Below are 23281 nucleotides of genomic sequence, written 5' to 3'. Positions count from 1 at the left end.
GCGTCACCGGAGCGTTCTACCAGCTCGGCATGACCCTCGGGTCCGAAACAGACCGCCTTGATCACAACTCCAGACAGTCCCTAGCTCTCGCACTCGCTCGGCAAAGCACGCAGTCGCCGCCAGCAGATGAGTGCGCATCCGAGGGTGAGGAATGCTTGATGGATGTCGTCGCGGATCTCCCAGCGGATCCGCAGGCGGCGAAACCAGTGCAGATGGGCGAACGCGCGCTTCACGACCCAGCGTTGGGTGCCCAGGCCGGATCCGTGCTCGGTGCCGCGGTGGGGCGATCAGCGGTTTCACACCGAGGCCCCAGACCAGACGGCGGTACTTGTCGTGGTCGTAGCCACGGTCGCCCACTACCACGTCCGGGCGACGCCGGGGCCGGCCTCGCTTGTCCCGCACAGGCGGTACTGCCTGAAGCAGTGGGATCAGCTGGGTGACGTCGTTGCGGTTGCCGCTGATCAGGGTCGCGGCGAGCGGTATGCCGGTAGAGTCGGTGATTAGGTGATGCTTGCTGCCCGTCCTGTCCCGGTCGACAGAGCGTCGCCCGGTCTTCGAGCCCCCTTTATGTGCCCTCCAATCCTGAAGCTGCCACGAAGCGACAAGTAGCTCAGCGTGACCGCCTTCGGCTCTGCTGTGGCGGCGAGGGATTCCGCGGTGACGTGCTCCAGCCTCTGCGACGCGCATAGGGTCTACACGTAGGGAGGGAGGGCCGCTGCCAGGCGGCGGGCCGCCGCATAGGGCGGCTTCTCCAAGCCGGGGAATTCTGTGTCGAGCCAGGTGAAGTACTTCTGAACCTCGGGGTTATTCAGGATCTGCGGGACGTCCATCTGGAGCATGGTCATGTGGGCAGGTCGGAGCTGACCAGACTCGACGAAGCGTTGGACCATGTCGAGGGTGTGGAGCAGCCGGTCGAGCAGGTCTTCCTCGGGGCTAAGCCTGAAGGTGTCGGGATCGAACGTCCACCTGTTGTAGTCGAGGCGGTAGTAGAAGGCACGGATGGATGGGTCAGAGAGTAACCAAACATTGGTGTCGAAGAGGAACCGCGCCTGCCGCTCACGGCGGTGTAACACCAACTGGTAGCCAGCGAACGCAACGGAGGCGGCGGTCAGGAGCGATCCGGCGATCGTGAGGATGTTGATCAGCATGAAGTGACTCCTATAAATTCCGCTCCGATACTTCCCAAAGAGCCCGCTCCCCACCCCCCCCTGAAACGAGACAGACCACACCTTGCCCCAACCTGTACCGACGGCTATCTGTCACCTGCCCGTAGCTTCGGGAGCGGACGGCCAAGACATTTCATAGGTGGTCGCTCATGAAACACCCGGGGGTCGTACGGCGAGGCCGCCGAGTACGCCTTCAGTAGTGAGGAGGCGCCGGGAGCGGCTCCGAGCCGTGTGTGAGGGACCGGTGGGACGAGGCGGTGCGCGCCAGTGGGGCGCCGCGGCTGCTGGCGACGGTGTTCTCCGCGTCGTCCCTGCTGAGGTGCGTGCCGATTGCCGTATGCGTGGGCACCGTGCTCTCCCTGGTCAATCAGGGGTCGGTCATCGCGTCGGGCGAGCCACAGTCGCGACCTGGCTGCGGGTGCTGGTGAACTACGTGGTGCCGTTCTGCGTGTCCGGCGCGGGCTTCTTCAGCTGCCGGCGGGCAGCCTGGCGAATGCGTGGACCAAGCCGTGGCCGGTGAGTCACATTCCGCCCATGGACGGCATCGAGCCGCTGAGACCAGGGAGCAGCCAGTCCTGGAACGGCGCGAGGACCGCCAGGACGAGGAAGGCGACGCCCACGGCCCGGCTGAGCAGCGGGCCGCGGGGCCACAGTTTCTCCGCGAAGATCACCACGGCCAGCCCGGCCATCGCGGCCACGTTCATCACGCCGAGCGGGATCAGGACGACCATGAGCCCGGCGCAGCAGCCGACGCAGTACGCGCCGTGATGGAGGCCCACCCGTAGGTCGCGGGCCGGTGGGCGGAAGCCCGCGTAGCGCATCAGCTGGCTCATGGGGCTGCGGCAGTGTCGCAGGCAGACGTTCTTGAGCGGACCGAGCTGGTAGAGACCCGCGAGCAGGAAGGCGGTGAAGCCGATCCAGCGTCCGGCGGTCGGATGGTCGTCCACCAGGGCGCCGGTGAAGGCGAGGGCCGCGTAGGCGAGCAGTCCGAAGGCCGTCCACGCAAGCAGATAACCGCCCGCGAATCCAGCGGTACGCGCTGTCCGAGTCCAGCCGGAGGACTGCCGGCCGATTGCGCGCGCCCAGGTGATGGCCACCGGCGCCATGGACGGCAGCATCATGGCCGCCATCATCGTCACCCACAGCAGCAGGAACAGCGGCAGCGCCAACCCCATGGTCCCGGGCTCCACGCCCATGCCGCGGGCCTGCCCGATCGTGAGCACCCATGCCAGAGCCGCGATCACCACGACGAAGGACCAGGCAACCGCCAGATCGCGCCTCGGCAACAGCGCTCCGGCCTCTCCGGTCGGCGGGGCGGACCGGGAAGGCGTAAGGCCGGAGATCCGGGTATGCCGCATCAGCCTTCTCCTGGGGACACATCCATGGGACCACTCCGACGCCCCCGACGCGACCCCGACACCCGCCGGACCGACTCAGGTTCACTCCCCGTGTGAGTCCGGTTCGCCGCGCACGGTGTGCCGTCTGTGTGCGCGCCGCAGCGCCTCGCCGGGCGGCCTGGCCCGCGGGCGGTGGCGGGTGCACGATGGAGAGGGAGAACAGTGCGACCGAGCGCTTCCCGGCGATATTCGCAGGCTTTGCCTCCGCACGAACGGCTTGCCACCCACCGCACGAGACCCGCCCGGCGCGGGGCTCGTGAGGAGGTTCGACGATGACCGGGACAACCGAGACATCAACGACCATTCCGAGGTGGCACGTCGCCGGGGACTGGTTCGACACCTGCAAGTGCAACGTCCCCTGCCCGTGCTCCTTCGCGCAGCCACCCACCTACGGAGACTGCGACGGTGTCCTGGCCTGGCACATCCGCGAGGGCGGCTACGGCGACGTTCCGCTGGACGGTCTCAATGTGCTGATGTTGGGCTCCTTCGTCGGCAATGTGTGGGCCGAGCACTCCGACGCGTACGGCGCCGTCTTCATCGACGAGCGCGCCGACGACGCGCAGCGCGAAGCCCTGCAGATGATCTTCGGCGGTCAGGCGGGCAGCTGGCCCGCCGAGATGGTCTCGATGTTCGACCCCGAGATGCGGGGCATGGATTTCGCCCCCATCGAGATCAAGGTCGACCAGGACCTCGCCTCCTGGAGTGCCAGCATCCCCGGCCGCGTGGAGGCGCGCGCCAAGGCCCTCACCGGCCCCACGACACCGGACGGCGCGCGCGTCCAGACAACCAACCTGCCCGGCTGCGAGACGGGCCCCGGCCAGCTCGCGACCTGGGGCAGGGCGACTGCCGACCGGGCCGACGCGTTCGGATTCCAGTGGAGCCGGGAGGGCCAGTCCAGCAAACACATCACCTTCGACTGGACTGGACCCGAGTAGCTCGGGCCGGCCTGAGCAACGACCTGCGGGCCTGCGCCGCCCTCCCCGGCTTCGTCCTGACGAACCTGCTGGTCAACAGGACCAGTTCGATGCCGGTGCCGTACCACCTCGCATGACGGTGGTGAGTGACCCTGATGCTGTCCGCGCACGAGAGGAAGCAGCTGGAGACGATCGAGGCCGCCCTGCAGGCCGACGATCCGGTCTGGAGCGATCAATTCGTCACCGGTCGTCACCGGCGCTCGCGTGCCCTGCGCGCGGCACTGTGGGGTCCGGTCCTGGCCGTGTGGCCCGCACTGCTGGTTACGGGCATCGTACTCGGCGTCACACCGCTGGTCATCGTCGCCGCGACGGTGCTCGCGCTGAGCCCCGCGGCGGCAGTGTTGCTGATCCTCTACCAGCTGTGCCGCCGGAAGGACTGACAGTGCTGTCCTTGGCGCCCTCCTTGGCCGGGTCAGATTCCTGCGGCGGTGCGTACGGCGTGTGCGGCGGCTTCGGGGTCGGGGTCGGTGACGGCCAGGCGGGTGTAGCGCGAGGGGCGGCGCAGCTCGACGCACAGGACAGGCCCGCGGGCGCGGACGGCCGTGAAGTCCTGTCCGCGAGAGTGCCGCCGGGCGCCGAGGGACAGCACGCCGGGGATCCAGGCGCCCCGGCCGCGTTCGCCGTGCAGGGCGCGCCACCAGTCCGGTTCGACGGCCACCTGGTGGACTGAGGACAGGGGAACGTGCACGTCGCGGTGCCGGGCCGCCGCCTTCTCCCACCACAGCAGGCGGACGATGAGTTCCTCGCCCTTGACCACGAGCCGCGCCATCGCTCCTCCACACCGTGCTCCACTGCTCTCTCAGTGCATCGCGGCGGGGGCCGATCGCGTCGCTCGGCGGGACGCGGGATGTTGACGTTTCCCGTCGGCGTGCGCTCACAGCCGAGCGTCAGAGTTCCACCACCGGACAGGTCAGAGTGCGGTAGACGCCTTCGACCCGCTGGATCCGTGCCACCACCAGGCGGCCCAGGTCATCTATCGTCGGGCTCTCGGCCTGCACGATCACGTCGTACGGGCCGGTCACGGCCTTGGCCCGCAGCACACCCGGGGTCGCCGAGACCGCCCCGGCCACGTGAGCCGCCGTGCCCACTTGGGTCTGGACCAGGACGTAGGCCTCGATCATGACGGACCTCCCCGCCTCGCGGCGCAGCCCCGCCGTGCGAGTCAACGCCATACAGCTGTGACCCACCGTTGAGGCCAGTCTGCGCCGGTACGCACCGCGCCACCAGCCGCGCAGTCGGCGGAGCAGGAAATGCTGTCGGCGAGGCCGCCGTCATGGAAGCCGCGTCATCATGCCGGGCATCGCAACGCGCAGCGGTCGGTGGTGCTGCCGACCGGATCTAGGCTGGGCCCGACGCCTGGTGATGGGCGGCGTGACGGAGTGCGGGAGTTGACGATGGCCGGGAACGGGGAACTGGCGGATGCCCAGCGCCGGCACTGGCAGGAGACCTACCGTGCTCATCCGGGCATGTACGGGGACCAGCCCTCCGAGCCCGCGCTGCACGCGGCCGCGGTGTTTCGGGCGGCCGGGGCTCACGAGGTACTGGAGCTGGGAGCCGGGCACGGCCGGGACGCGCTGTTCTTCGCCCGCTGTGGGTTCACCGCACAGGCCACCGACTTCAGCCCCACCGGGCTGGAACAACTCCGGGACGCCGCTCTCAGGGCTGGGCTGGCCGACCGGGTGAGCACGGCGACGTACGACGTACGGGACGCGCTTCCGCTGGCCGACGACAGCGTCGACGGGGTCTTCGCGCACATGCTGCTGTGCATGGCCCTGTCGACGCGGCAGATCCGCGCCCTGGTCGCAGAGGTCCGGCGGGTGCTGCGGCCCGGCGGGGTCTTCGTCTACACCGTGCGGCACACCGGCGACGCGCACTACGGGACCGGCCTGGCGCACGGCGACGACATCTTCGAGCACGGCGGCTTCGCCGTGCACTTCTTCTCCCGCGACCTGATCGACGCACTCTCCGAGGGCTGGGACCTGACCGAGGTCCACCCGTTCGAGGAGGGCGAGCTGCCCCGCCGCCTGTGGCGCGTCACCCAGACCGTCCGCCCCCGTTGACCGGTCAGGCAAGGTGGTAGAGCAGCGGCATGGCTCCGGTCCGGTTGGCCCGCAGATTGGCCAGGACGTAGCGGTAGAAGCTGGGCTTGGTGAACTGCCGCACCGCGAGCGCCGCCGGGGTCAGGTCCCAACGGGCGTGGTTGACGAACAGGTAGTCGCCCTCGCCGCCCAGGGGCTCCAGCAGCACCGAGTTGTCCAGCCCGGTTTCGGCGGTGAACCAGTCCGCGAGGTGGTCCCACAGCTCGTACGACACCTCCGGGTCCTCGCCCACGAAGTAGTTGAACAGGAACAGGCCCTGGCGGGTGCGGTCCACGTCGCCGATGCACTTGCGGCAGCGCGCGGCCATGGTGTGGACGTCAGGGGAGGCGTCCTCCAGCAGGCCGAGGACGTCCTTGTACGTCGGGCTGCCCCGCACCTCGTCGATGTCGTCGGGCGACTGGGTCTCCACCAGCATCACCACGTCGTACCGTGCCGGGTGCCCGGCCTGCCGGGCGTACCCGACGAGCGGCGGGACCGTGAGCGCCCGGTAGACGCTGGCCTGCTTCACCGCACTCGCGTGATTCAGATCGCCCGCGGCCGCCTTCAGCGTCCCGAGCAGGGCCTGCAGGCCGGGCTGTCGCCAGGTCGTGGGATCCGGCCGCGCGGCGGCTCGCCCGCTGCCGCCAGGTGCAGATACCCGGACGCCGGCGGCTCCACCAGCCTCGGAGGCCGGTACTTCGCGCTCTGATTGACGATCTTGAGGCGCATGGAATCCTCCAGGTGCCCTCCGCGTCGGTCCCTACTTGCTCTGTATGCCCGCGCCTACCCGGCACACCGCGCCTCACGCGGTCACCAGTCCGCCGAGGCGCCGCTGATCTTCCGCAGACGATGAGGGTTCACTTGCTCGGCCAGGTCACCGAAGCTGACGACCCCGACCCCGACAGCGCATCAGGATCCGCGCCCTCGGCAACCGTCCGTATGGTGATGTTACGGTCGGCGACCGCGCTGATCAGGCTGGAGGCGTTCGCGTTGCCGCTTCAGGCAACGTTTGCCCTTTCGACGAAGGTGCGTGGGCGCCAGTCGTGGCATTGCGGTCTCCAGCTGTCGGCACCGGTACACAGCATGGCCCGGTCCCTGTCTACGGGATCAGAGAGTTGTAGAGCTCGACCACCTTCGAGTCGAACGGCGGCGCTCCGAACTCCTGGGCGGCGGGGAGGACCGTCTCTTCCATGAAGTACCGGAGGGCATCTTCGGACTCCCATACGTCGATGACCTGCCAGCCGCCCGCCTCGCCGGGCGCCGCGAAGTGAGCGATGAGCCCGGCCGGCGGTTTCGCAGGGTCCGGGAGCGTCCGGTCGAAAACCGTTTGGTAGAGCTCCTGGGTCCACTCCGCGCCCCGGTTGATCACCAAAATTGCCATCTCAGTCCCTCGGCTCACGTTCGACGACAGCGTGTGCACGACGCTAAGTCCGCGTGCCGGCGACGGCGAGCGGTGGCGAGCGTGTCTGCGCCGTCTGGCGGAATGCCGGTGTCACCGGTGCCGGTCAGTGGCCGAGGTGGAAGGTCAGCCGCGTCGCGGCCGCTCGATCACGCGGTCCTGGTACTCCAGCTGGACGGCGCCATGCGCTGGCGGCCGTGCGGTCCACCCCGCTGTTCCGGGACACCGACCTCCCACCGAACTCCGGGGGACCCGCTCGCCAACCTGGTGCCGCACTCCTGCGCGAGAGCTACTCCTCATCCCGCAAATCAGGCTCAGGCGGCTGATCGTAGGCGCTCAACAGGCCCTCGATGTGCTGGTTGTTGATGGACTGCCGGTCGTACAGGCACTTCGCGTACCGGCTCAGCAAGACCTCGACGCCGTTCCCCGCCCACCGGTCGCCTAAGCGGTACCGGCGGGCCAGGCCCCACAATCCCCCGGGCCGGCCAGGACCAGGTTCCGGCACCGATGCGAGCCTCCCGGCACCCCGCTACGGACGCAACCTCGGCATGGTTGCCACGCTCGCCATCACCGGCACATCTTGGATACCAGACGAGCATTTCGCCGACCGTCTCGCCGCGATGCAGCTGCCTTCAGTGCCGCCTGACCTGTACCCCAGGTCACCTGACGCCCTATCAGAACGTGCGTCAACGTGCGTCACGTGCGTCGAATATGCGTCAAGATATTGCCCGTAACGCCCACACCGCACATAATGCTGACGCACAAAACCGCAGGTCAGGATACCTTTGCCGCAGGATCAAGGATCGCCACGCACTCCACGTGATGCGTCATCGGAAACGGGTTAGGGACCGACTGCCGGGTTACGGATCGCCATTCAGTTGGACCCGAAACAGTCACTCACCGTGCCTGCAGCAGGGCCAGGTTTCGTCTCGCTGCTGCCAGCGAGGAGGGCCCTCCGTGGGGAGAATTTGGGGAGTATCTGCGCCGCTGGGGAGCGCGCGGGGAGAACCGGCTGCGTAACGCCGCACGCCCCTGAAAGACGCTCAAAGACTCATCTGTGCAGGTCAGCTATGGGAGTAGCCGCATCACCGCAGGTCAACGCCACTAGCTGGTCAACTTCACGACATATGTGCCGAGGTCGTCGGCCTCGATGAGGCCCGGCACGGATCCGCCCTCCCGCAAGGGGGTCACATACCGGGTCCCGGTCACTTCAGTGAGCATCGCACCAGATTAATGCGGCTGCGGGGGCCGGTCCGCGCATGCGAGTGTCCCGTACATGGACTTCATGGAGATTCCCCGGCAGCTGGCCCGTACCCGGCGCTTCGGCCTTGGCGCCCCGAGGACCTTCTCGGTCTCGCCCGACGGCGAGCGGGTGCTCTTCCTGCGCACGCGGGGCGGCGAGGACCCGGTCACCTGCCTGTGGCTGTGGCAGGACGGCAATGAACGGCTGCTGGCCGACCCACTCCTCCTGGGCGGGGATTCCGGTCCGCTGCCCGAGGCGGAGCGCATACGCCGCGAGCGGGCCCGGGAGACCGCGGGCGGGGTGGTCGCGTACGCGGCCGACGCGGACGTGCGGCTCGTGGTCTTCGTGCTGGACGCCGGGCTGTGGACGGTCGGCACGGACGGGAGCGCGCCCCGGGCCGTCCCCACGCCCGGGCCCGTGGTCGACCCCCGGCCGGACGGGGCGGGGCGGCGGGTCGCCTACGTCAGCGGGGGCGCCCTGCGGGTCGTGGAGCTGGACGGCGGGCCGGACCGGGCGGTCGTGGAGCCCGACGGCCCCGAGGTGTCGTACGGCCTGCCGGAGCATGTCGCCGCCGAGTCGATGCAGCGGTCGCGCGGCTACTGGTGGGCGCCGGACGGGGAGCGGCTGCTGGTCGCGCGGGTCGACAACTCCCCTGTGCGGCGCTGGTGGATCGCCGACCCGGCGAATCCGGACAGGCCGCCGCAGGAGATCCGCTACCCGGCGGCGGGGACCGCCAACGCCGATGTGTCGCTGCACGTCGTCGGGCTCGACGGCAGCCGTACGGAGGTGGTCTGGGACCGGGTGGCCCTCGAGTACCTGGTCGCGGTGGCCTGGGATGCGCACGGCCCGCTGCTGACCGTACAGAGCCGGGACCAACGCGTCCTGCGCGTGCTGGCCGCGGATCCGGACACCGGCGCGACCACGGTCCTGCACGAGGAGCGGGACCCGCACTGGGTCGAGACCGTGCCCGGACTTCCCCTGCGCACCGCCTCCGGCGCCCTGGTGCGGACATCCGACGCGGACGGCTCGGACACACGGCGGCTGCTGGTCGGCGGAAACGCGGTGACCCCGCCGGGTCTCCAGGTCCGCGAAGTACTGGGCTCGCGGGACGAGTCGGTGCTCTTCACAGCGAGCGAGGAGCCCACGGAGACGCACCTGTGGTCGTACGCGCCCGAAGGGGGCCTCGAACGGATCAGCGAGGAACCCGGCCTGCACTCGGGCGCCGCGGCGGGCGGCACGCTGGTCCACCATGCGCATACCGGGAACGGCCACACCGTATCCGTGCTGCGCAAGGGCGGACCGGTCGGCGCGATCGCCTCGCTGCAGGCCGAGCCGCTGGTCGCACCGCGCATCACGTGGTTCAGCGCGGGTGAGCACGGCGTGCGCTCGGCTCTGCTGCTGCCGTCCTGGTACGAGCCGGGGCAGCGGCTGCCGGTGCTCATGGCCCCGTACAGCGGCCCGGCACAGCAACGCGTGGTTCGCGCACGGCGGTTCTGGTTCAGCGAAGCGCAGTGGTTCGCCGAGTGCGGCTTCGCGGTGGTGATCGCGGACGGGCGGGGGACCCCGGGGCGCGGACCCGCTTGGGAGAAGGCGGTGTACGGCGACCGCTACCGGCTGGTTCTGGACGACCAGGTCACGGCGCTGCACACGGCGGCCGAGCGGTGCCCGGACCTGGACCTGACGCGGGTCGGCTTCCGCGGCTGGTCGTTCAGCGGCAGCCTGGCGGCGATCGCCGTCATGCGCAGGCCGGATGTCTTCCACGCGGCAGTGGCGGGCGCCCCGGCCGCCGATCCGCTGCTGTACGACACTCACTGGACCGAGCGATTCAACGGTCACCCGGACACGGAGCCGGAGAACTACCTGCGGAATTCGCTCGTCGCGGAGGCTTCCTCACTGACCCGGCCGCTGCTGCTGATCCACGGGCTGGCCGACGACAACGTGGTGGCCGCCCACACCCTGCGCCTGTCGGCCGCGCTGCTGGCCGCCGGCCGCCCGCACAGCGTGCTGCCGCTGCCGTCCGCAACCCACATGCCGACCGACGAGACGGTCGTGTCCGCGCTGCTCCGGCACCAGCTCGGCTTTCTCCGCGAGGCGCTCGGTGTGCCGGCCGTACCGGCGCGGCCGGAGACGAATTCCGGGAAATCCTGAACCCGGCGGCGGGGAGATCCGTATGACAGACCAAGGCTGATCGCTACGCCCCGCCGGGCGGCCCTTCCCCCCTCTGCCGCCCGGTCCGACCAAGGCACAGGAAGTGACGCATGACCGAGACGCCCCTCATCTCAGGTTCGCCGAACCGCCGTACCGTCGTGGCGGGGGTGGGTGCGGCCGGACTCGCCGCCGCCCTGGCCGCGTGCGGCGATTCCACTGACACGTCGGGCTCCGGGACGGCACAGACCTCTCCCTCGCAGAGCGGGGCCGCTTCGTCGGCCGCCGCCGGGACCGGCTCGGAGCTTGCCAAGACCAGCGACATCCCGGAAGGCGGCGGCAAGATCTTCGCCGACCAGAAGGTCGTGGTGACCCAGCCGACCGCGGGCGAGTTCAAGGCCTTCTCCGCGGTCTGCACCCACCAGGGCTGCGCGGTGACCTCGGTGTCCGACGGCACGATCAACTGCCCCTGCCACAACAGCAAGTTCAAGATCGCCGACGGCAGCGTCGCCTCCGGGCCCGCGACCCAGCCGCTGGCCGCGGCCAGTATCACCGTCAGCGGCGACTCGGTGACCCTCGCCTGAGCGCACCGAGCACCTCCTCGGCGGTGGTGACCGTCGAGACCAGCGCCAGGGTGTGCCGGACGACGGCCCGCGCGTAGTCGTCCGGCACCCCGGCGATGGCGTCCGCAGGCACCACGGCCTCGTAACCGAGGTTCACCGCGTCGAAGACGGCGTTGGGCACCGCCACATTCGCCGAGACGCCGGTGATGACCAGCGTACGTATCCCGAGATTGCGCAGCAGGGCGTCCGCGCCCGTGCCGGCGAGCGGCGACAGCCCGTGCAGCCTGCGCAGGACGAAGTCGCTGTCGGCGACGGAGATCTCGGGCGCGATCTCGGTGGCCTCGGTGCCCGCGATCTGCTGCACGCGCATGCGTCCGGCGGCCCGGAACAGCCGGGCGTTGTGATTCCCGCCCCGCCCGTCGGGGCGTCGCTCCGCGATGGCGTGCAGCACCGGGACCCCGGCCTCGCGGGCGGCGGCGACCAGAGCGGCGATCCTGTCCAGAGTGCCGGATCCGCGTACGGCGTCGGCCAGTTCGGGAAGTGCGCTGCCGGGGCCGACGACTCCGCGCTGGCATTCGACGGTGAGCAGCGCGGTGACCGCCGGATCGAGCAGCACAGCGGCCCCCCTTGTCCCCCGTACGATGGGCGTCTACGGTGACGACGACCGTATCTGACGCAACGTCAGATCGAAAGGGCGGAGGGGTCGCGGGATGACCGTCACACAGCGGCGGGGACGCCGCATCATGATGACCCCGGACGAGATCGACGCCTTCCTGCGCGAGCGGCGTACCTGCCGGGTGGCCACCGTGTCGAAGGACGGCAGGCCGCATGCCGGGGCGCTGTGGTTCGCCTGGGACGGCACCTCCCTGTGGCTGTACTCGATCACGCGCAGCAAGCGCTGGGCCGACCTGCGCCACGATCCCAGGATCGCGGTCGTCGTGGACGACGGGGAGGAGTACGGCGAACTGCGCGGGGTCGAGCTCTCCGGCAGCGTCGAGTTCGTCGGCGAGGCCCCGCGCACCGGCGAGCCGCATCCCGGGCTCGAAGCGCCCGAGCGGCTGTTCGCCGCGAAGAACTTCGGCCTGGAGGAGATGTTCCACGACGGCCGGCACGCCTGGCTGCGGCTCACCCCGGACGCCGTCACCTCCTGGGACTTCCGCAAGATCCCGCAGAGCTGAGGGACTCAGGGCCTTCCGGGCCGGCGGCAACCGCCTCCCCTGCCCGCCGCAGCGCGTCCACCGCCACCCGGATCGCCGGCCGGCGGTCCGCGTCGGAGCGCCAGACCGCGTAGATGTGCCGCTTCATGGTGTGCCGCACCGGCACCGCCCGTACGCCGTCGGGCAGCGGACCGCGCCCCAGGCGCGGCGTGACGGCCACGCCCAGCCCGGCGGCGACCAGGGCGAGGACGGTGTGGTGCTCTTCCGCGTGGTGCGCGATGCGGGGCTCCACGCCCTTGCCGCGCAGCGTGAAGAGCAGCCATTCCTGGCAGAAGCCGCCGTCCGGCCAGGCGATCCAGTCGTCGTCGGCGAGCTCACCCAGGTCCACCTCGTCGCGGTCGCCCAGGGGATGGCCGGGCGGCAGCACCACGTCGGCGAGATCGTCCAGCAACGGCTCCTTGGCGAGCCCGCCGGGCAGGGACATCGGCTTGTTGTACCAATCGAGGACGACCGCGAGGTCGATGTCCCCGCGCGCCAGCCGGGCCAGTGCGGGCTCCGGCTCCAGCTCCAGGACCATCGCCCGCAGGCTGGGATAGTCCCGCCGCATCGCGATCAGTGCCTGCGGGAACAGGCCGCGCACGGAGGTCGGAAAAGCGCCCATGCGCAGCTCCCCCACCGGCGCCCCCCGGTGCGCCTCCAGGTCCGAGTGGGCGAGCTCGACCAGCGACAGGATGCGCCCGGCGTGCCCGGACAGCAACTTGCCCGCGTCGGTGAGGCGCACGCCGCGTCCGTTCTTGGCGAGCAGCTGCTGCCCGGTCTCGCGCTCCAGCTTGGTCATCTGCTGGGACACGGCGGAGGTGGTCACATGCAGCACGTCGGCCGCCGCGCTCACAGAGCCGTAGGTGGCGATCGCATGGAGGATGCGGAGCCGCTCCAGGTTCAACATGTAAGCGATTCTACGCGATCGCTCTTATCAAATCTCGCTTGTCCTAAGAGGTTCCCGGGGCGAAGGTATACGTCATGAGCGCAACGACCGCACGCCCCGCCGACCTCTCCGCCGACCTCTCCTCCACCGCACCGACCGCGTCCTCGCGCCGCCCCGCCCTGGACTGGCGGATCCGCTGGACCGTACTCGCGCTCATCTGGGGATTCAGCTTCCTCTTCATCAAGATCGGCACCCAGGCCTTCGCCCCGCTCCAGGTCACCCTCGGCCGGATGGTCTTCGGCACGGCGGTGCTCGTCGCCGCGGTCGCCTTCAAGCGGGAGCGGTTCCCGCGCGGGGCACGCACCTGGGGGCATCTGGCAGTGGCCGCGGTCCTGCTCAACACGCTGCCGATGTCGCTCTTCTCGTACTCCGAGCTGACCATCCCCTCCAGCCTCGCCGGGATCTGCAACGCCACGACGCCGCTGTGGAGCATGGCGCTGTCCGTCGTCGCCTTCTCCGAGGACCGGCCGACCCGGCAGCGGGTCGCCGGGGTCGGCATCGGCTTCATCGGCGTACTGACCGTCCTCGGCGCCTGGCAGGGCTTCTCCGGGCAGGACCCGGCCGGCACCGCGATGGCTCTGGCCGCCTCGGCGAGCTACGCCGTCGGCTGGATCTACGTCCGCCGGACGCTGAGCGACAGCGGCAACTCCGCCCTGTCGATGTCCGCTCTCCAGCTGACCCTCGCGACCGTCCAACTGGCCGTCGTCACCCCGCTGTTCACCTCACTGCCCGGCTCCTTCCCCGCCCTCCCGCTGCTCGCGGTCGTGGCGCTGGGCGCGCTGGGCACCGGCTTCGCCTTCCTCCTGCAGTACCGCCTCGTGGCCGAGAAGGGCCCGACCATCGCGACCATGGTCACCTACCTCATCCCGGTCATCGCCACCGCCGCCGGCGTCGCCCTGCTCGGCGAGCATCTGAGCTGGAACGAGCCGGTCGGCGCGCTCGTCGTACTGGCGGGCGCGGCCCTGACCCAGCGCCGGGCTCACCCGAAGCGCCCCGCCCCCGCGCCCGCCCCGTCCCGGTAAGGGCGTACGGCGTCGGCGATGGCGTCCGCCAGTGCGGGCACCTCGCCGACGTCCAGCGGTGAGACGGTGACCCGCACACCGGGCGAGGAGTTCATCCGGAAGCGGGCACCCGGCGCGACGGCCCAGCCGGACTGGAGCAGCCGGGCGACCACGCCGGTCTCGTCGGGCACCGGGATCCACACGTTCATTCCGCTGCGTCCGTGTGCGGGCACGCCCCGCTCCGCCAGCGCCCGCACGAGGCCGTCGCGCCGGGACGCGTAGGCGGCCGCGACCGCCCCGGTGTCCACGGCGCCGGTCCGCCACAGGTGCACCACCACGCCCTGGAGGAGATGGCTGACCCAGCCGGGACCGAGCCGGTGGCGGCCCCGGATGCGGTCCACGGTGACGGGGTCGCCGGTGAGCACCGACAGCCGCAGATCGGGCCCGTACGCCTTGGCGGTGGAGCGTACGAGCATCCAGTGCCGGGTGCTTCCCGCCAGGGGGTGCAGCGGCAGTTCCACGAGGCCGTGGACGTGGTCGTCGTCGATGACCAGTACGTCGGGGTGCCCGGCCAGCACCGCGCGCAGTTCGGCCGCCCGGGCGGCGGAGATCACCGCGCCCGTCGGATTCTGCCCCCGGTCGGTGACCACCAGCGCCCGCGCGCCCTGCCGCAGCGCGCGCTCGACCTCGCCGGGCAGCGGCCCCTCGTCGTCCACCCCGAAGGGCACCGGCCGCAGTCCCAGCGCCGGCACGATGTCGAAGACGCTGCCCCAGCCCGGGTCCTCCACCGCCACCGCGTCGCCGGGACGCAGGTGCGCGGTCAGCGCCCGCTCGATGGCGTCCAGCGAGCCCGAGGTCACGCCGACCGGCCCGTCCGGCACCCCGTCGGCGTCGAACGCCTCCCGGGCCAGCCTGCCCAGTTCCTCGTCCACGGCCCCGCCGCCGTACAGCATTGGGCGCGCGGCGTGCCGGGCCGCCGCGGCGCCGAGCGCCTCGCCCAGCGCGGGCAGCAGTGCGAGATCCGGATTGCCAGTGGCCAGATTCCGTACGCCCGGCGGCACCTCGATCCGGATCTCGTCCCGTGCACTGGTCGCCGGACGGGCCCGGACCCTGCTGCCGCGCCGGCCCGCGGTCTCGATCACCCCCCGGTCGCGCAGTAGCCGGTAGGCCGCGGCGACCGTGTTGGGGTTCACGCCCAGCTCGCCGGCGAGCTCGCGCAGCGGCGGCAGGGCAGTACCGGGCGCCAACGCGCCCTGTGCGATGGCCTGTTCGACGCTGGCGGCAATATCCGCTGCACCACGGCCGACGATCGTATATTCTCCTAGCACAAACATTATTATGCACTAGTTCAAAGGATCGCGCCATGGTCTCCACATACCGAGCCACCGAACGCACCGTCCCGACCCGCAGTGCCGAGCGTGCGTCGTACGACCACGACCTGGTGCACTCGATCCTCGACGAGGCCTACATCTGCCACCTCGGATTCGTCCGCGACGGCGCCCCGGTCGTCCTGCCGACGCTCTACGCCCGGGTGGGCCAGCGGCTCTACGTGCACGGCTCCACCGGATCGCGGCCCCTGCGGGGAGCGAGCCAGGACCAGGGGCTCGCGGTGTGCCTGACCGTCACCCATGTCGACGGCATCGTGCTGGCCCGTTCCGCCTTCCACCACTCCATCAACTACCGCTCGGTGGTCGTGCACGGCACCGCCTTCCAGGTCACCGACCCGGCCGAGCGCGCCGCGGCCCTCGACGCCCTCGTCGACCACATCACCCCCGGCCGCGCCGCCGACTCCCGCCGCGCCAACGCCAAGGAGCTCGCCGCCACCGCCGTCATCAGCCTCGACCTCGACGAGCTCTCCGCCAAGGTGCGCACCGGCGGCCCCAACGACGACCCCGAGGACCTCGCCCTCCCCCACTGGGCCGGCGTCCTCCCCGTCTCCCGTACCTACGGCGCCCCCATCCCCTCCGACGATCTCGACCCCGCCGTTCCCCTGCCCGCCTACCTCGCCTGATCCCGAGGAGCAGCATGCTCATCCACCCCTGGGACGCCGCCCTCGACGACTCCGAGTGGCAGACCTGGCTCGCCTCCCACGACTTCGGCCAGCTCTCGGTCAACGGCCCCGGCGGCGAACCGCCGTTCGTCCAGCCCCTGCACTTCGCGTACGACGCGGAGCGCGGCGACCACGGCGAAGCCGTCACCCACCTGGCCCGCCCCAACCCCATCTGGGCCGCGATATCCGCCTCCCCGCAGGTCACGCTCAGCGTCGTCGACGACTACACCTTCATCCCCGGCCCCTGGCACGCTCCCGAGGACGTCCCGCCCGAACACGGCACCCCCACCAGCTTCTACGCCGCCGTCCAGCTGCGCTGCCTGGTCCACGTCATCGATGATCCCGACGCCAAGGCCGCCCTCCTCCACCGCCAGCTCGCCCACGCGTCGCGGCGACTCGCCGCGCCGGACGCCTGACGCTTCCGCCCCGTTCGCGAACCAGGGGGCTTCGCCCCCTGGACCCCCGAACGCCCTGCGGGCGTGTCCTCAATCGCCGGACGGGCTGAAATCAGCCCGTCCGGCGATTGAGGACCGGGGTCCAGGGGCAGAGCCCCTGGCGGGTCCGGGCAAGTGCCCGGTTTCGGGAAGGGGCGGGGTGGGGGATCCCCCCTACGGCCGGGCGGCCCCGGCCCCGTTGCGCGCCTCCTGGAGGCCCAGCACGGCAACCGCCGCGAGAAGGATGACCGTGCCGAGAACGGTCGCGCCGACAACCCGCTCGCCCAGCACGGCAACCGCCAGAACCGCTGCCGACACCGGCTCGATCAGCGCCACCACAGAGACCGTGGCGGCCCGCACCACCGCCGCCCCCGCGAAGTAGAGCCCGTACGCCAGAGCCGTCGGCACAGCCGCAAGGTACGCGAGCAGGACGGCAGTCCACCCGAGCCCGTGCGCCTGGGGCAGCAGCCCCTCCCCCACTGCGAACGGCAGAACACACACCGCGCAGATCGCGAATGACCACAGCGACATGAGCAAGGGGTCGAAGTCCCCACCCGCACGCCCCGTCCGCCGGGTCACAACGGTGACGCAGGCATAGCCGGCAGCGGAAAGCAGCGCGAGTGCGACACCGACCGGACGGACCGGCCCGTCCGCACCGCCATCACCGCCCAGCACGAGCACCGCGAGCCCGGCCAGCGCGCCGCCGACGGCCGTCAGTCCGCCCCGGCCGAGACGTTCGCCCAGGGTGAGCCGGGCGCCGAGGGCGATGAGTACGGGCCCTGAGCCCAGCGTGACGACGGTGGCCACGGTGAGCCCGGTCGCCGCGACGGCGCAGAAGTACGCGGCCTGGAAGACGGTGAGCCCGAGGCCGGTGACAAGAATCTGCCCCACCGGAGCGGAGGACGCCCGGACGCGACGACGCCCTCGCCCGAGGCGAAGAGCCGCGAACAACAGCAGGGCACCGCCGGCCGAGCGCCAGAAAGTGAGGGCCAGCGGGCCGAGGCCGCTGCCGGCGTACAGCAGCGAGGCGGCCGCGCCCGCGGTCCCCCAGGCGGTGGCGGCGAATGTGACGTAGAGCAGCCCACGTCCGACGGACAGGGCATGGTGATTCGACACGGATGTTCTCCCGCGGAAGACAAGAAAGGGTCACCTGGTCCCGTATGCGGGCAGCGGCAACCGACCCGGGCAGTACCCGGGTTCCGGTCTTGCGTGGGTTCGCCGCCCGCGTCAGGCGGCGGGAGGCGGCAGAACGCCGTAGAGCGAAGGCATGCTCATACCCTATACGCGCTCGCGCGCATCAGCCGGTTCGGCAACCGGCTCAGGGATCGACTCGATGACCGGCTCCGCCGCATGCGCCGAGTCCGGCTTGGCCGTCTGCGCGACAAACGCCCCGGCGAGCACCAGCACACCGCCCACGATCTGCGGCAGCGCAAGGTGTTCACCCAGCAGCACCCATGCGAAGACGGTGCCGACGACCGCCTCCAGGCAGGCCACGACCCCGGCTATCTGCGGCGACAGCCGCCGTACCGCCAGCACGCCGGTCAGATAGGCGACGACGGTCGCGACCAGCACCACCCAGCCGAGCAGGATCCACGCCGGCACGTCCCGCTCGCCCAGGGCGGCCTGCCCGGCGAGGACGGACCAGTTCATGCCCCAGGGGCGGGAGACGAGGGTGAGGGCGACGGCGCCGACCAGCAGGCCGTACGCGATGACGGCGACCGGATCGGGCGCGTCGTCGCCCTGGCTGCCGTGGTCGGCCAGGACGAAGTAACTGACCTGGCAGACCGCCGCGCCGAAGGCGAGGAGCAGGCCGAGGGCGTCGAAGGCCAGCCCGGACCAGATCTCGACGACGGAGGCCATGCCGCCGACCGCGAGGACGACACCGACGGCCGCGGCCCGGGTCACCGGCTTGCGCTGTACGAAGCGCACCCAGCCGAGCAGCAGCGCTGGGCCGAGGAACTCCACGAGGATCGCGACGCCGACCGGGATCCGGGAGATCGCGGCGAAGTACAGGGTCTGCACCCCGGCGACGCTGAGCAGGCCGAAGCCGAGCAGCAGCGCGGGGCGTCGCAGCACCAGCGCACGGTGCCGCCAGGCGACGGGCAGCATGATGAGCGCCGCCCCCGCCACCCGCAGCCACACCACGTGCAGCGGGTCGAGCCCGGCCTCGATCAGCGGCTTGGCCGCGACCCCTGAACCGCCGAACGCGAACGCGGACACGAGGGCGAGCCCGAGACCGGCGTTCCTCCCCTGGGTGACGTGCGAGACATGCATCGGGCCATGATGTCAGCTCGCGACAGTACCGTCACCTCCGTAGCAACTGACATCGCGCGGGCGGGGCGGGCTGGGCGGACGCTGGTCCGGCAGCCCGGCCAGCAGCCGCCGCGGGTCCGTCCCCGTGCGGCGCAGCACTTCCGCCGCCCTGCTCCGCGGATCCGAGGCGAGCGCGGCCAGCAGATCGGTGCCGTTGGGCTGCGCCACGCCCCGGTCCCGAGCCCTCGCGGCGGCGCCGCTGATCGCCGCGGCGGCCGACGGGCTCCACCCGGAGCCGGCCGGCCCCGGGACCGAGACGGTCTCCGGCTCCGGCCCCGGCTCCTCGACCGACCCGCGCCATCGCATGCCGTAGCCGATGCTGCGCTGCACCAGGTATCCCAGAACGCGTACGAGTTGCCGCTCCCCCACCGCCGCCCGCGCCCGGACGTCGTTCTCCAGCAGTGAATGCAGCAGATGCGCGGTGTCGGTCTGCCGGTCCCCGTCCCGGGCCGCGCGCCGGCGCGCGCCGGCGGCCACCGCACTCAGCTCCCCGCCCAGCCGCGCTTCGTCCATGGTCTCGCTGTGCACGGTTCCACCTCATCAGGCGGCGGACCGCAGCACATCGGCACGGGGAGCCATTCCGTCATCCCTCAAAAGACGGGCGCACACGCCCGCCCTCTCCTCCTGAGGGATGACAGCGGCACCAAGCCGCCCCTACGGGAACAGCTGCCCGCGGCTCCAACCGCCGTCAGCCTCCCGCGTATAGCGCAGCCGCCGGTGGAAACCGTCCGTGTCCCCCTGGAAGAACTCGGCCTCGGTGGCGGTCAGTTCGTAAACCGTGTGGCCCTGCGGTACGGCCTCCGGCTCGGCGGCCACCTGGGCGCCGGCCCGCCGCCGCTCCTCCTCGTACTCCTCCGGGCCGGCCAGCGGGGCGCTCATCCGCCCCGTGAAGCCCGCGATCCGGGAGCGCTCGCGGCGCCCCAGGAAATCGCTGCGCGCGGTGTCCGCGTCCAGGGCACGCACCCGCCCGGCCATCCGGATCTGCCGGCCGTGGCGCGGCCAGTACGAGGTCAGCGCCGCCTGCGGATTGGCCGCCAGTTCGCGGCCCTTGCGGCTGCCGGCCTCCGAGGCGAAGACGAAGGCACAGCGCTCCAGGTCGACGCCGCGCAGCATCAGCACCCGCGCCGAGGGGCGGCCGTCGGCGGCCACCGTGCTCAGGGTCATCACATGCGGCTCGGGCACGCCGTCGTCGAGGGCGTACGCAAGCCACTCGGCGAACAGCGGTCCCGGCGCCGGGCCGGCGGCGGCCGGGTCGAACGGCGGCAGGGGTCCGGCCAGTACGGTCGCCGCGCGCATCCGCCGCAGCAGCGAGTCCGCGGTCACGGGGGCGGACCCGGGGGCCTCTCTGTCAGTCACGCCCTGATCCTCACACAGCGCCCGGCGTGCAGCGGTGGCAGCCGCCGCCGAACACAAATCTGACAGTTCATCAGTATTGAATGTTGGGGCTGCGGCACTTACGTTCCGTACCACCCGCCCATATACAAGGAGGAGTGGTCGCATGGCCGAGGTCTCCGCACAGGCTCGCATCGCGGCTCCGGCCGAGAAGGTCTGGGCCAAGCTCACCGACTTCAGCTCGCACACCGAGTGGAGCACCACCCACACCGGCTACCCGAAGGGCGGCCCGGAACCCCTGGCGGCCGGGGCCACCTACCAGGAGAACATGAAGCTCATGGGCTTCCCCGCCGAGGTCAGCTGGACGGTGGAAACCCTCGACTCGGGGCGGCAGTTCGGCATCACGGGCAAGGGTCCGATGGCCGTCGACCTGCGCACCCAGTACACCCTCACTCCGGACGGCGACGCCACCGAGCTCCGTATCGACGGCTCCTTCAACGGCGCGGCCGTGGCCCTCATGGCCGGCAAGCTCAAAGACTCGGCCACCGCCGCGCTGAACGAGTCGCTGCGCAAGCTGGCGGCGCTCGTCGAATAGGACGGGTCGGGACTGGCAGGAGACGGCGTACGAGCGTACGAGGCATGCGAGGGGCCGCACCGGGCGGCCCCTCGCAGCACACGCCCTACCGGACCGTCACCGCCACCGACTTCTCCCCCGCCGTGAAGGTGTACGCGCCCCGCTCCACCGCCTGCTTCCCCGAGCCGTCGATGTCGCCCGGCGTCACCGCGAGCACGGCGGGCGGCACGCGCAGGCGTACCGTCCGCGTCTCCCCCGCCTTCAGCGCGACCTTGGTGAAGGCCACCAGCTTGCGGTCCGGCGCCAGCACATCGCTGGCCGGCCGCGACACATAGACGGGCACCACCAGATCGCCGTCCCTGGTGCCGGTGTTGGAAACCGTCACGCGCAGGCCGACCGTGCCGCCGGTGCCCACCGCCGCCTTGTCCGCGGCGATCGCGTCGAAGCCGTACGTCGTGTACGACAGCCCGGCGCCGAAGGCGTAGAGCGCGTCGTACGAGGACTCCGGCCCGCCGTTCGTGCCCGGCAGCTGCTGGTAGTACAGCGGCTCGTTGCCCAGGTCCTTCGGCCAGGAAACCGGCAGGCGGCCGCTGGGATTCGCCGTGCCGAACAGCACGTCGGCCACCGCGTGGCCGCCCTCGGTGCCCGGCAGCCACGACATCAGCAGCGCGTCCGTACCGGCGGCGTCGCCCAGCACCAGCGGCCGGCCCGCGACGACGACCGTGACGACGGGCCTGCCGGTGGCCTTGAGCGCCTTGACCAGCGCCTGCTGCCCGGCCGACAGCTCGGGCCTCGGGCTGTCCGCCGAGCCCTCGGCGGCTGCCTTCTCGCCGACCACGACGACCGTCACATCCGCGTCCGCCGCCTGCGCGACCGCCTCGTCGTCCGTCGTGGCACGCACCACCCGGGTGCCCGCCGGAGCGGCCTCCCGGATTCCGGCCAGGACGGTCGTGCCGGGCAGGGCCACGCCGTCCGGCACGCCCTGCCAGCCGATGGTCCAGCCGCCCGCCTGGTCGTTGATGTCGTCGGCGTACGAGCCCGCGACCACGATCTTCTTCGCGGACGCGGCAATGGGCAGCGTGTTTCCCTCGTTGCGCAGCAGCACCTGCGACTCGGTGGCCGCCTTGCGCGCAAGCGCGGCGTCGGCGCCGAGCACGGCCGCGTCGGCCTTGGACGCGTCGACGTACGGGTGCTCGAAGAGCCCGAGCCCGAACTTCAGCGCCAGGATCCGGCTCACCGACTGGTCGATGCGCGCGACGGACACCAGCCCCCGGTCGACGGCCGCCTTCAGCCCCTCGCTCCACGCCGTGGCGTAGTACGGCTCCATGGCCATGTCCAGGCCCGCGTTCACCGCGAGCGCGATCGCCTCCGGGTAGTCGCCGGCGATCCGGTAGCGGGTCTGCAGGGCCCGCACGTCCTCCCAGTCGCTGACCGTGACGCCCTTGAAGCCCCACTGCTCGCGCAGCACCTTGGTGAGCAGGTACTTCGACGAGGTCGCCGGAATGCCGTTGACCGCCCCGGAGTTGACCATCACGGTGTCCGCACCGGCCTGGACCGCCTGCTTGTACGACGGCAGGAGGGTGTCCTGCAGATAGCGCAGGGAGACATCGGCCGGCACCCGGTCATGGCCGTTGGACGGCTCGGAGTAGCCGCCGAAGTGCTTGACGGTGGCCGCCACCTGCTTGGCCCCGTCCGCGCTCTCGATGCCGTTGACACTCGCGGCCGCCAGCGTGCCGGCGAGCAGCGGGTCCTCGGCGTACGTCTCGTAGTAGCGGCCCCAGCGCTGGTCGCGCGCGAGGTCGGCGACCGGCGCGAAGTTCCAGTCGATGCCGGTCGCGGCGACGGACCGGGCGGTGGAGGCGCCCGCGGCCTTGACGGTGGCGGGGTCCCAGGTCGCGCCCAGGCCGATCTGGTGCGGGAAGACGGTCGCGCCGAGCACGTTGTTGTGCCCGTGCACGGCGTCCACGCCGTAGAGGACGGGGATGTGCAGGCGCGACTTGTCGACCGCGTACTTCTGCACGGCGTTGACCATGGCCGCCCAGTCCCCCGGGGTGTTCGCGGCGGGCCCCATGCCGCCGCCGGACAGGACGGATCCGGCCGCGTTGTCCACGAGCACGGTCTTCAGGCACGCCTGGTTGAGCGCGCCCCCGCTCCATTCGCAGTCGCCCTGCACGCGCGCGACGGCGATCTGGTCCATCTGCCCGATCTTCTCAGCGAGCGTCATCCGCTTCAGCAGGTCCTTCACCCGCAGTTCCACGGAGGCCCCGGCCCGGGTGTAGAGCGGTCCGTCCGCCCGGGCCGGAACGGTGGCGACCGCGGCGACACAGGCCGCCGCGGTCGCGAGGGTGGCGATTCTTCGTAAGCGCAAGCGCGATGAGCTCTCAGGCATCGTTGGCGTCTTAGGCATCGCAGGCATCCCGTCCTGTCCTGTCCCGACTCGAGCGTTTTCGGCTCCTACCGCCCGAAAGCT

The 23281-nt window shown here is 71.2% G+C and carries 23 protein-coding genes and 2 pseudogenes; 10 read left to right on the top strand and 15 right to left on the bottom strand.

Annotated features, from left to right (window positions below; genetic code table 11):
- Nucleotides 1-80 precede the first annotated feature (80 nt).
- From OG607_RS40990 to OG607_RS40980, 3 genes and pseudogenes are all read right to left on the bottom strand, one after another.
- Nucleotides 81-576 (bottom strand): annotated as a pseudogene (locus OG607_RS40990) (IS5 family transposase); the annotation flags it as partial.
- 116 nt (nucleotides 577-692) lie between these two features.
- Entirely contained in the window at nucleotides 693-1148 is a 456-nt protein-coding gene (locus OG607_RS40985) for a hypothetical protein (protein ID WP_405734733.1), read from the bottom strand.
- Nucleotides 1149-1687: 539 nt separating this feature from the next.
- Nucleotides 1688-2524, bottom strand: a complete 837-nt coding sequence (locus OG607_RS40980) for a DUF2182 domain-containing protein (RefSeq protein ID WP_405734731.1) — start codon at nucleotides 2522-2524, stop codon at nucleotides 1688-1690.
- Between the two features lie 311 nt (nucleotides 2525-2835).
- Here OG607_RS40980 and OG607_RS40975 point away from each other — a divergent pair, with 311 nt between their 5' ends.
- Nucleotides 2836-3498, top strand: coding sequence for a DUF1326 domain-containing protein (locus tag OG607_RS40975; RefSeq protein WP_405734729.1), 663 nt, complete (start codon nucleotides 2836-2838; stop codon nucleotides 3496-3498).
- A 134-nt stretch (nucleotides 3499-3632) separates the two neighbouring features.
- Nucleotides 3633-3917 (top strand): DUF3040 domain-containing protein, encoded by a 285-nt coding sequence (locus tag OG607_RS40970; protein ID WP_405737404.1) that lies wholly within the window; start codon nucleotides 3633-3635, stop codon nucleotides 3915-3917.
- A gap of 32 nt (nucleotides 3918-3949) precedes the next feature.
- Here OG607_RS40970 and OG607_RS40965 read toward each other — a convergent pair whose 3' ends face one another.
- Both OG607_RS40965 and OG607_RS40960 read right to left on the bottom strand, forming a co-directional pair.
- On the bottom strand, nucleotides 3950-4306 hold the full coding sequence (locus tag OG607_RS40965) for a hypothetical protein (protein WP_405734727.1): 357 nt from the start codon (nucleotides 4304-4306) through the stop codon (nucleotides 3950-3952).
- A 118-nt stretch (nucleotides 4307-4424) separates the two neighbouring features.
- Nucleotides 4425-4658 carry an Lrp/AsnC ligand binding domain-containing protein gene (locus tag OG607_RS40960; protein ID WP_405737403.1) on the bottom strand — a complete coding sequence of 78 codons (234 nt, stop codon included), beginning with the start codon at nucleotides 4656-4658 and terminating at the stop codon, nucleotides 4425-4427.
- A gap of 273 nt (nucleotides 4659-4931) precedes the next feature.
- Here OG607_RS40960 and OG607_RS40955 point away from each other — a divergent pair, with 273 nt between their 5' ends.
- Nucleotides 4932-5597 carry a class I SAM-dependent methyltransferase gene (locus OG607_RS40955; RefSeq protein WP_405734725.1) on the top strand — a complete coding sequence of 222 codons (666 nt, stop codon included), beginning with the start codon at nucleotides 4932-4934 and terminating at the stop codon, nucleotides 5595-5597.
- Nucleotides 5598-5601: 4 nt separating this feature from the next.
- On the opposite strand, the gene OG607_RS40950 is transcribed toward OG607_RS40955, so the two are convergent.
- Both OG607_RS40950 and OG607_RS40945 read right to left on the bottom strand, forming a co-directional pair.
- Nucleotides 5602-6144: a hypothetical protein gene (locus OG607_RS40950; protein WP_405734723.1), complete on the bottom strand. Its 543-nt coding sequence runs from the start codon at nucleotides 6142-6144 to the stop codon at nucleotides 5602-5604.
- Nucleotides 6145-6714: 570 nt separating this feature from the next.
- Entirely contained in the window at nucleotides 6715-6996 is a 282-nt protein-coding gene (locus tag OG607_RS40945; protein ID WP_405734721.1) for a hypothetical protein, read from the bottom strand.
- A gap of 1294 nt (nucleotides 6997-8290) precedes the next feature.
- On the opposite strand from OG607_RS40945, the gene OG607_RS40940 reads away from it, so the two are divergent.
- Together OG607_RS40940 and OG607_RS40935 are read left to right on the top strand one after the other, a co-directional pair.
- Nucleotides 8291-10405 (top strand): prolyl oligopeptidase family serine peptidase, encoded by a 2115-nt coding sequence (locus tag OG607_RS40940; RefSeq protein ID WP_405734719.1) that lies wholly within the window; start codon nucleotides 8291-8293, stop codon nucleotides 10403-10405.
- Nucleotides 10406-10515: 110 nt separating this feature from the next.
- Nucleotides 10516-10986: a Rieske (2Fe-2S) protein gene (locus tag OG607_RS40935; RefSeq protein ID WP_405734717.1), complete on the top strand. Its 471-nt coding sequence runs from the start codon at nucleotides 10516-10518 to the stop codon at nucleotides 10984-10986.
- On the opposite strand, the gene OG607_RS40930 is transcribed toward OG607_RS40935, so the two are convergent.
- Complete coding sequence (locus OG607_RS40930) at nucleotides 10958-11581, bottom strand: isochorismatase family cysteine hydrolase (RefSeq protein ID WP_405734715.1); 624 nt, start codon at nucleotides 11579-11581, stop codon at nucleotides 10958-10960. The genes OG607_RS40935 and OG607_RS40930 overlap by 29 nt on opposite strands.
- 94 nt (nucleotides 11582-11675) lie before the next feature.
- Here OG607_RS40930 and OG607_RS40925 point away from each other — a divergent pair, with 94 nt between their 5' ends.
- Nucleotides 11676-12143, top strand: a complete 468-nt coding sequence (locus tag OG607_RS40925) for a pyridoxamine 5'-phosphate oxidase family protein (RefSeq protein ID WP_405734713.1) — start codon at nucleotides 11676-11678, stop codon at nucleotides 12141-12143.
- On the opposite strand, the gene OG607_RS40920 is transcribed toward OG607_RS40925, so the two are convergent.
- Nucleotides 12106-13068 (bottom strand): LysR family transcriptional regulator, encoded by a 963-nt coding sequence (locus OG607_RS40920; RefSeq protein WP_405734711.1) that lies wholly within the window; start codon nucleotides 13066-13068, stop codon nucleotides 12106-12108. The genes OG607_RS40925 and OG607_RS40920 overlap by 38 nt on opposite strands.
- Nucleotides 13069-13142: 74 nt before the next feature.
- Between OG607_RS40920 and OG607_RS40915 the strand changes: the two genes are divergently transcribed.
- The gene (locus OG607_RS40915) at nucleotides 13143-14129 is read left to right on the top strand and encodes a DMT family transporter (protein ID WP_405734709.1); all 987 of its coding nucleotides are present in this window, start codon (nucleotides 13143-13145) and stop codon (nucleotides 14127-14129) included.
- On the opposite strand, the gene OG607_RS40910 is transcribed toward OG607_RS40915, so the two are convergent.
- On the bottom strand, nucleotides 14087-15436 hold the full coding sequence (locus tag OG607_RS40910; protein ID WP_405734707.1) for an aminotransferase class I/II-fold pyridoxal phosphate-dependent enzyme: 1350 nt from the start codon (nucleotides 15434-15436) through the stop codon (nucleotides 14087-14089). The two genes, OG607_RS40915 and OG607_RS40910, sit on opposite strands and share 43 nt — an antisense overlap.
- Before the next feature lie 35 nt (nucleotides 15437-15471).
- Between OG607_RS40910 and OG607_RS40905 the strand changes: the two genes are divergently transcribed.
- The gene (locus tag OG607_RS40905) at nucleotides 15472-16119 is read left to right on the top strand and encodes a pyridoxamine 5'-phosphate oxidase family protein (protein WP_405734705.1); all 648 of its coding nucleotides are present in this window, start codon (nucleotides 15472-15474) and stop codon (nucleotides 16117-16119) included.
- 14 nt (nucleotides 16120-16133) lie between these two features.
- Nucleotides 16134-16541 (top strand): annotated as a pseudogene (locus OG607_RS40900) (FMN-binding negative transcriptional regulator); the annotation flags it as partial.
- A 225-nt stretch (nucleotides 16542-16766) separates the two neighbouring features.
- Here the strand turns inward: OG607_RS40900 and OG607_RS40895 are convergent.
- From OG607_RS40895 to OG607_RS40880, 4 genes are all read right to left on the bottom strand, one after another.
- A complete protein-coding gene (locus OG607_RS40895; protein ID WP_405734703.1) occupies nucleotides 16767-17708 on the bottom strand; it encodes a DMT family transporter in 942 nt (313 codons plus the stop codon).
- Between the two features lie 162 nt (nucleotides 17709-17870).
- Nucleotides 17871-18866, bottom strand: a complete 996-nt coding sequence (locus tag OG607_RS40890) for an EamA family transporter (protein WP_405734701.1) — start codon at nucleotides 18864-18866, stop codon at nucleotides 17871-17873.
- Between the two features lie 12 nt (nucleotides 18867-18878).
- A complete protein-coding gene (locus OG607_RS40885) occupies nucleotides 18879-19418 on the bottom strand; it encodes a Clp protease N-terminal domain-containing protein (protein ID WP_405737401.1) in 540 nt (179 codons plus the stop codon).
- A 141-nt stretch (nucleotides 19419-19559) separates the two neighbouring features.
- The gene (locus tag OG607_RS40880; RefSeq protein ID WP_405734699.1) at nucleotides 19560-20261 is read right to left on the bottom strand and encodes a pyridoxal 5'-phosphate synthase; all 702 of its coding nucleotides are present in this window, start codon (nucleotides 20259-20261) and stop codon (nucleotides 19560-19562) included.
- A 142-nt stretch (nucleotides 20262-20403) separates the two neighbouring features.
- Here OG607_RS40880 and OG607_RS40875 point away from each other — a divergent pair, with 142 nt between their 5' ends.
- A complete protein-coding gene (locus tag OG607_RS40875) occupies nucleotides 20404-20832 on the top strand; it encodes an SRPBCC family protein (protein ID WP_405734697.1) in 429 nt (142 codons plus the stop codon).
- An 85-nt stretch (nucleotides 20833-20917) separates the two neighbouring features.
- On the opposite strand, the gene OG607_RS40870 is transcribed toward OG607_RS40875, so the two are convergent.
- Nucleotides 20918-23179, bottom strand: coding sequence for a glycoside hydrolase family 3 N-terminal domain-containing protein (locus OG607_RS40870; RefSeq protein WP_405734695.1), 2262 nt, complete (start codon nucleotides 23177-23179; stop codon nucleotides 20918-20920).
- Nucleotides 23180-23281: the final 102 nt, after the last annotated feature.

Source organism: Streptomyces sp. NBC_01537 (assembly GCF_045040445.1).
Classification (GTDB): Bacteria; Actinomycetota; Actinomycetes; order Streptomycetales; family Streptomycetaceae; genus Actinacidiphila.
The sequence above is the reverse complement of the archived record's forward strand: the minus strand, read 5'-3'. Positions and strand labels throughout refer to the sequence as shown.

What these genes read in the sequence shown, in the direction of transcription:
- OG607_RS40905 (WP_405734705.1), top strand. Translation starts at nt 15,472, where the DNA reads ATGGTCTCCACATACCGAGCCACCGAACGCACCGTCCCGACCCGCAGT.
- OG607_RS40925 (WP_405734713.1), top strand. Translation starts at nt 11,676, where the DNA reads ATGACCGTCACACAGCGGCGGGGACGCCGCATCATGATGACCCCGGAC.
- OG607_RS40980 (WP_405734731.1), bottom strand. Translation starts at nt 2,524, where the DNA reads ATGCGGCATACCCGGATCTCCGGCCTTACGCCTTCCCGGTCCGCCCCG.
- OG607_RS40955 (WP_405734725.1), top strand. Translation starts at nt 4,932, where the DNA reads ATGGCCGGGAACGGGGAACTGGCGGATGCCCAGCGCCGGCACTGGCAG.
- OG607_RS40965 (WP_405734727.1), bottom strand. Translation starts at nt 4,306, where the DNA reads ATGGCGCGGCTCGTGGTCAAGGGCGAGGAACTCATCGTCCGCCTGCTG.
- OG607_RS40875 (WP_405734697.1), top strand. Translation starts at nt 20,404, where the DNA reads ATGGCCGAGGTCTCCGCACAGGCTCGCATCGCGGCTCCGGCCGAGAAG.
- OG607_RS40890 (WP_405734701.1), bottom strand. Translation starts at nt 18,866, where the DNA reads ATGCATGTCTCGCACGTCACCCAGGGGAGGAACGCCGGTCTCGGGCTC.
- OG607_RS40935 (WP_405734717.1), top strand. Translation starts at nt 10,516, where the DNA reads ATGACCGAGACGCCCCTCATCTCAGGTTCGCCGAACCGCCGTACCGTC.
- OG607_RS40960 (WP_405737403.1), bottom strand. Translation starts at nt 4,658, where the DNA reads ATGATCGAGGCCTACGTCCTGGTCCAGACCCAAGTGGGCACGGCGGCT.
- OG607_RS40915 (WP_405734709.1), top strand. Translation starts at nt 13,143, where the DNA reads ATGAGCGCAACGACCGCACGCCCCGCCGACCTCTCCGCCGACCTCTCC.
- OG607_RS40945 (WP_405734721.1), bottom strand. Translation starts at nt 6,996, where the DNA reads ATGGCAATTTTGGTGATCAACCGGGGCGCGGAGTGGACCCAGGAGCTC.
- OG607_RS40940 (WP_405734719.1), top strand. Translation starts at nt 8,291, where the DNA reads ATGGACTTCATGGAGATTCCCCGGCAGCTGGCCCGTACCCGGCGCTTC.
- OG607_RS40885 (WP_405737401.1), bottom strand. Translation starts at nt 19,418, where the DNA reads ATGGACGAAGCGCGGCTGGGCGGGGAGCTGAGTGCGGTGGCCGCCGGC.
- OG607_RS40920 (WP_405734711.1), bottom strand. Translation starts at nt 13,068, where the DNA reads ATGTTGAACCTGGAGCGGCTCCGCATCCTCCATGCGATCGCCACCTAC.
- OG607_RS40970 (WP_405737404.1), top strand. Translation starts at nt 3,633, where the DNA reads ATGCTGTCCGCGCACGAGAGGAAGCAGCTGGAGACGATCGAGGCCGCC.
- OG607_RS40985 (WP_405734733.1), bottom strand. Translation starts at nt 1,148, where the DNA reads ATGCTGATCAACATCCTCACGATCGCCGGATCGCTCCTGACCGCCGCC.
- OG607_RS40975 (WP_405734729.1), top strand. Translation starts at nt 2,836, where the DNA reads ATGACCGGGACAACCGAGACATCAACGACCATTCCGAGGTGGCACGTC.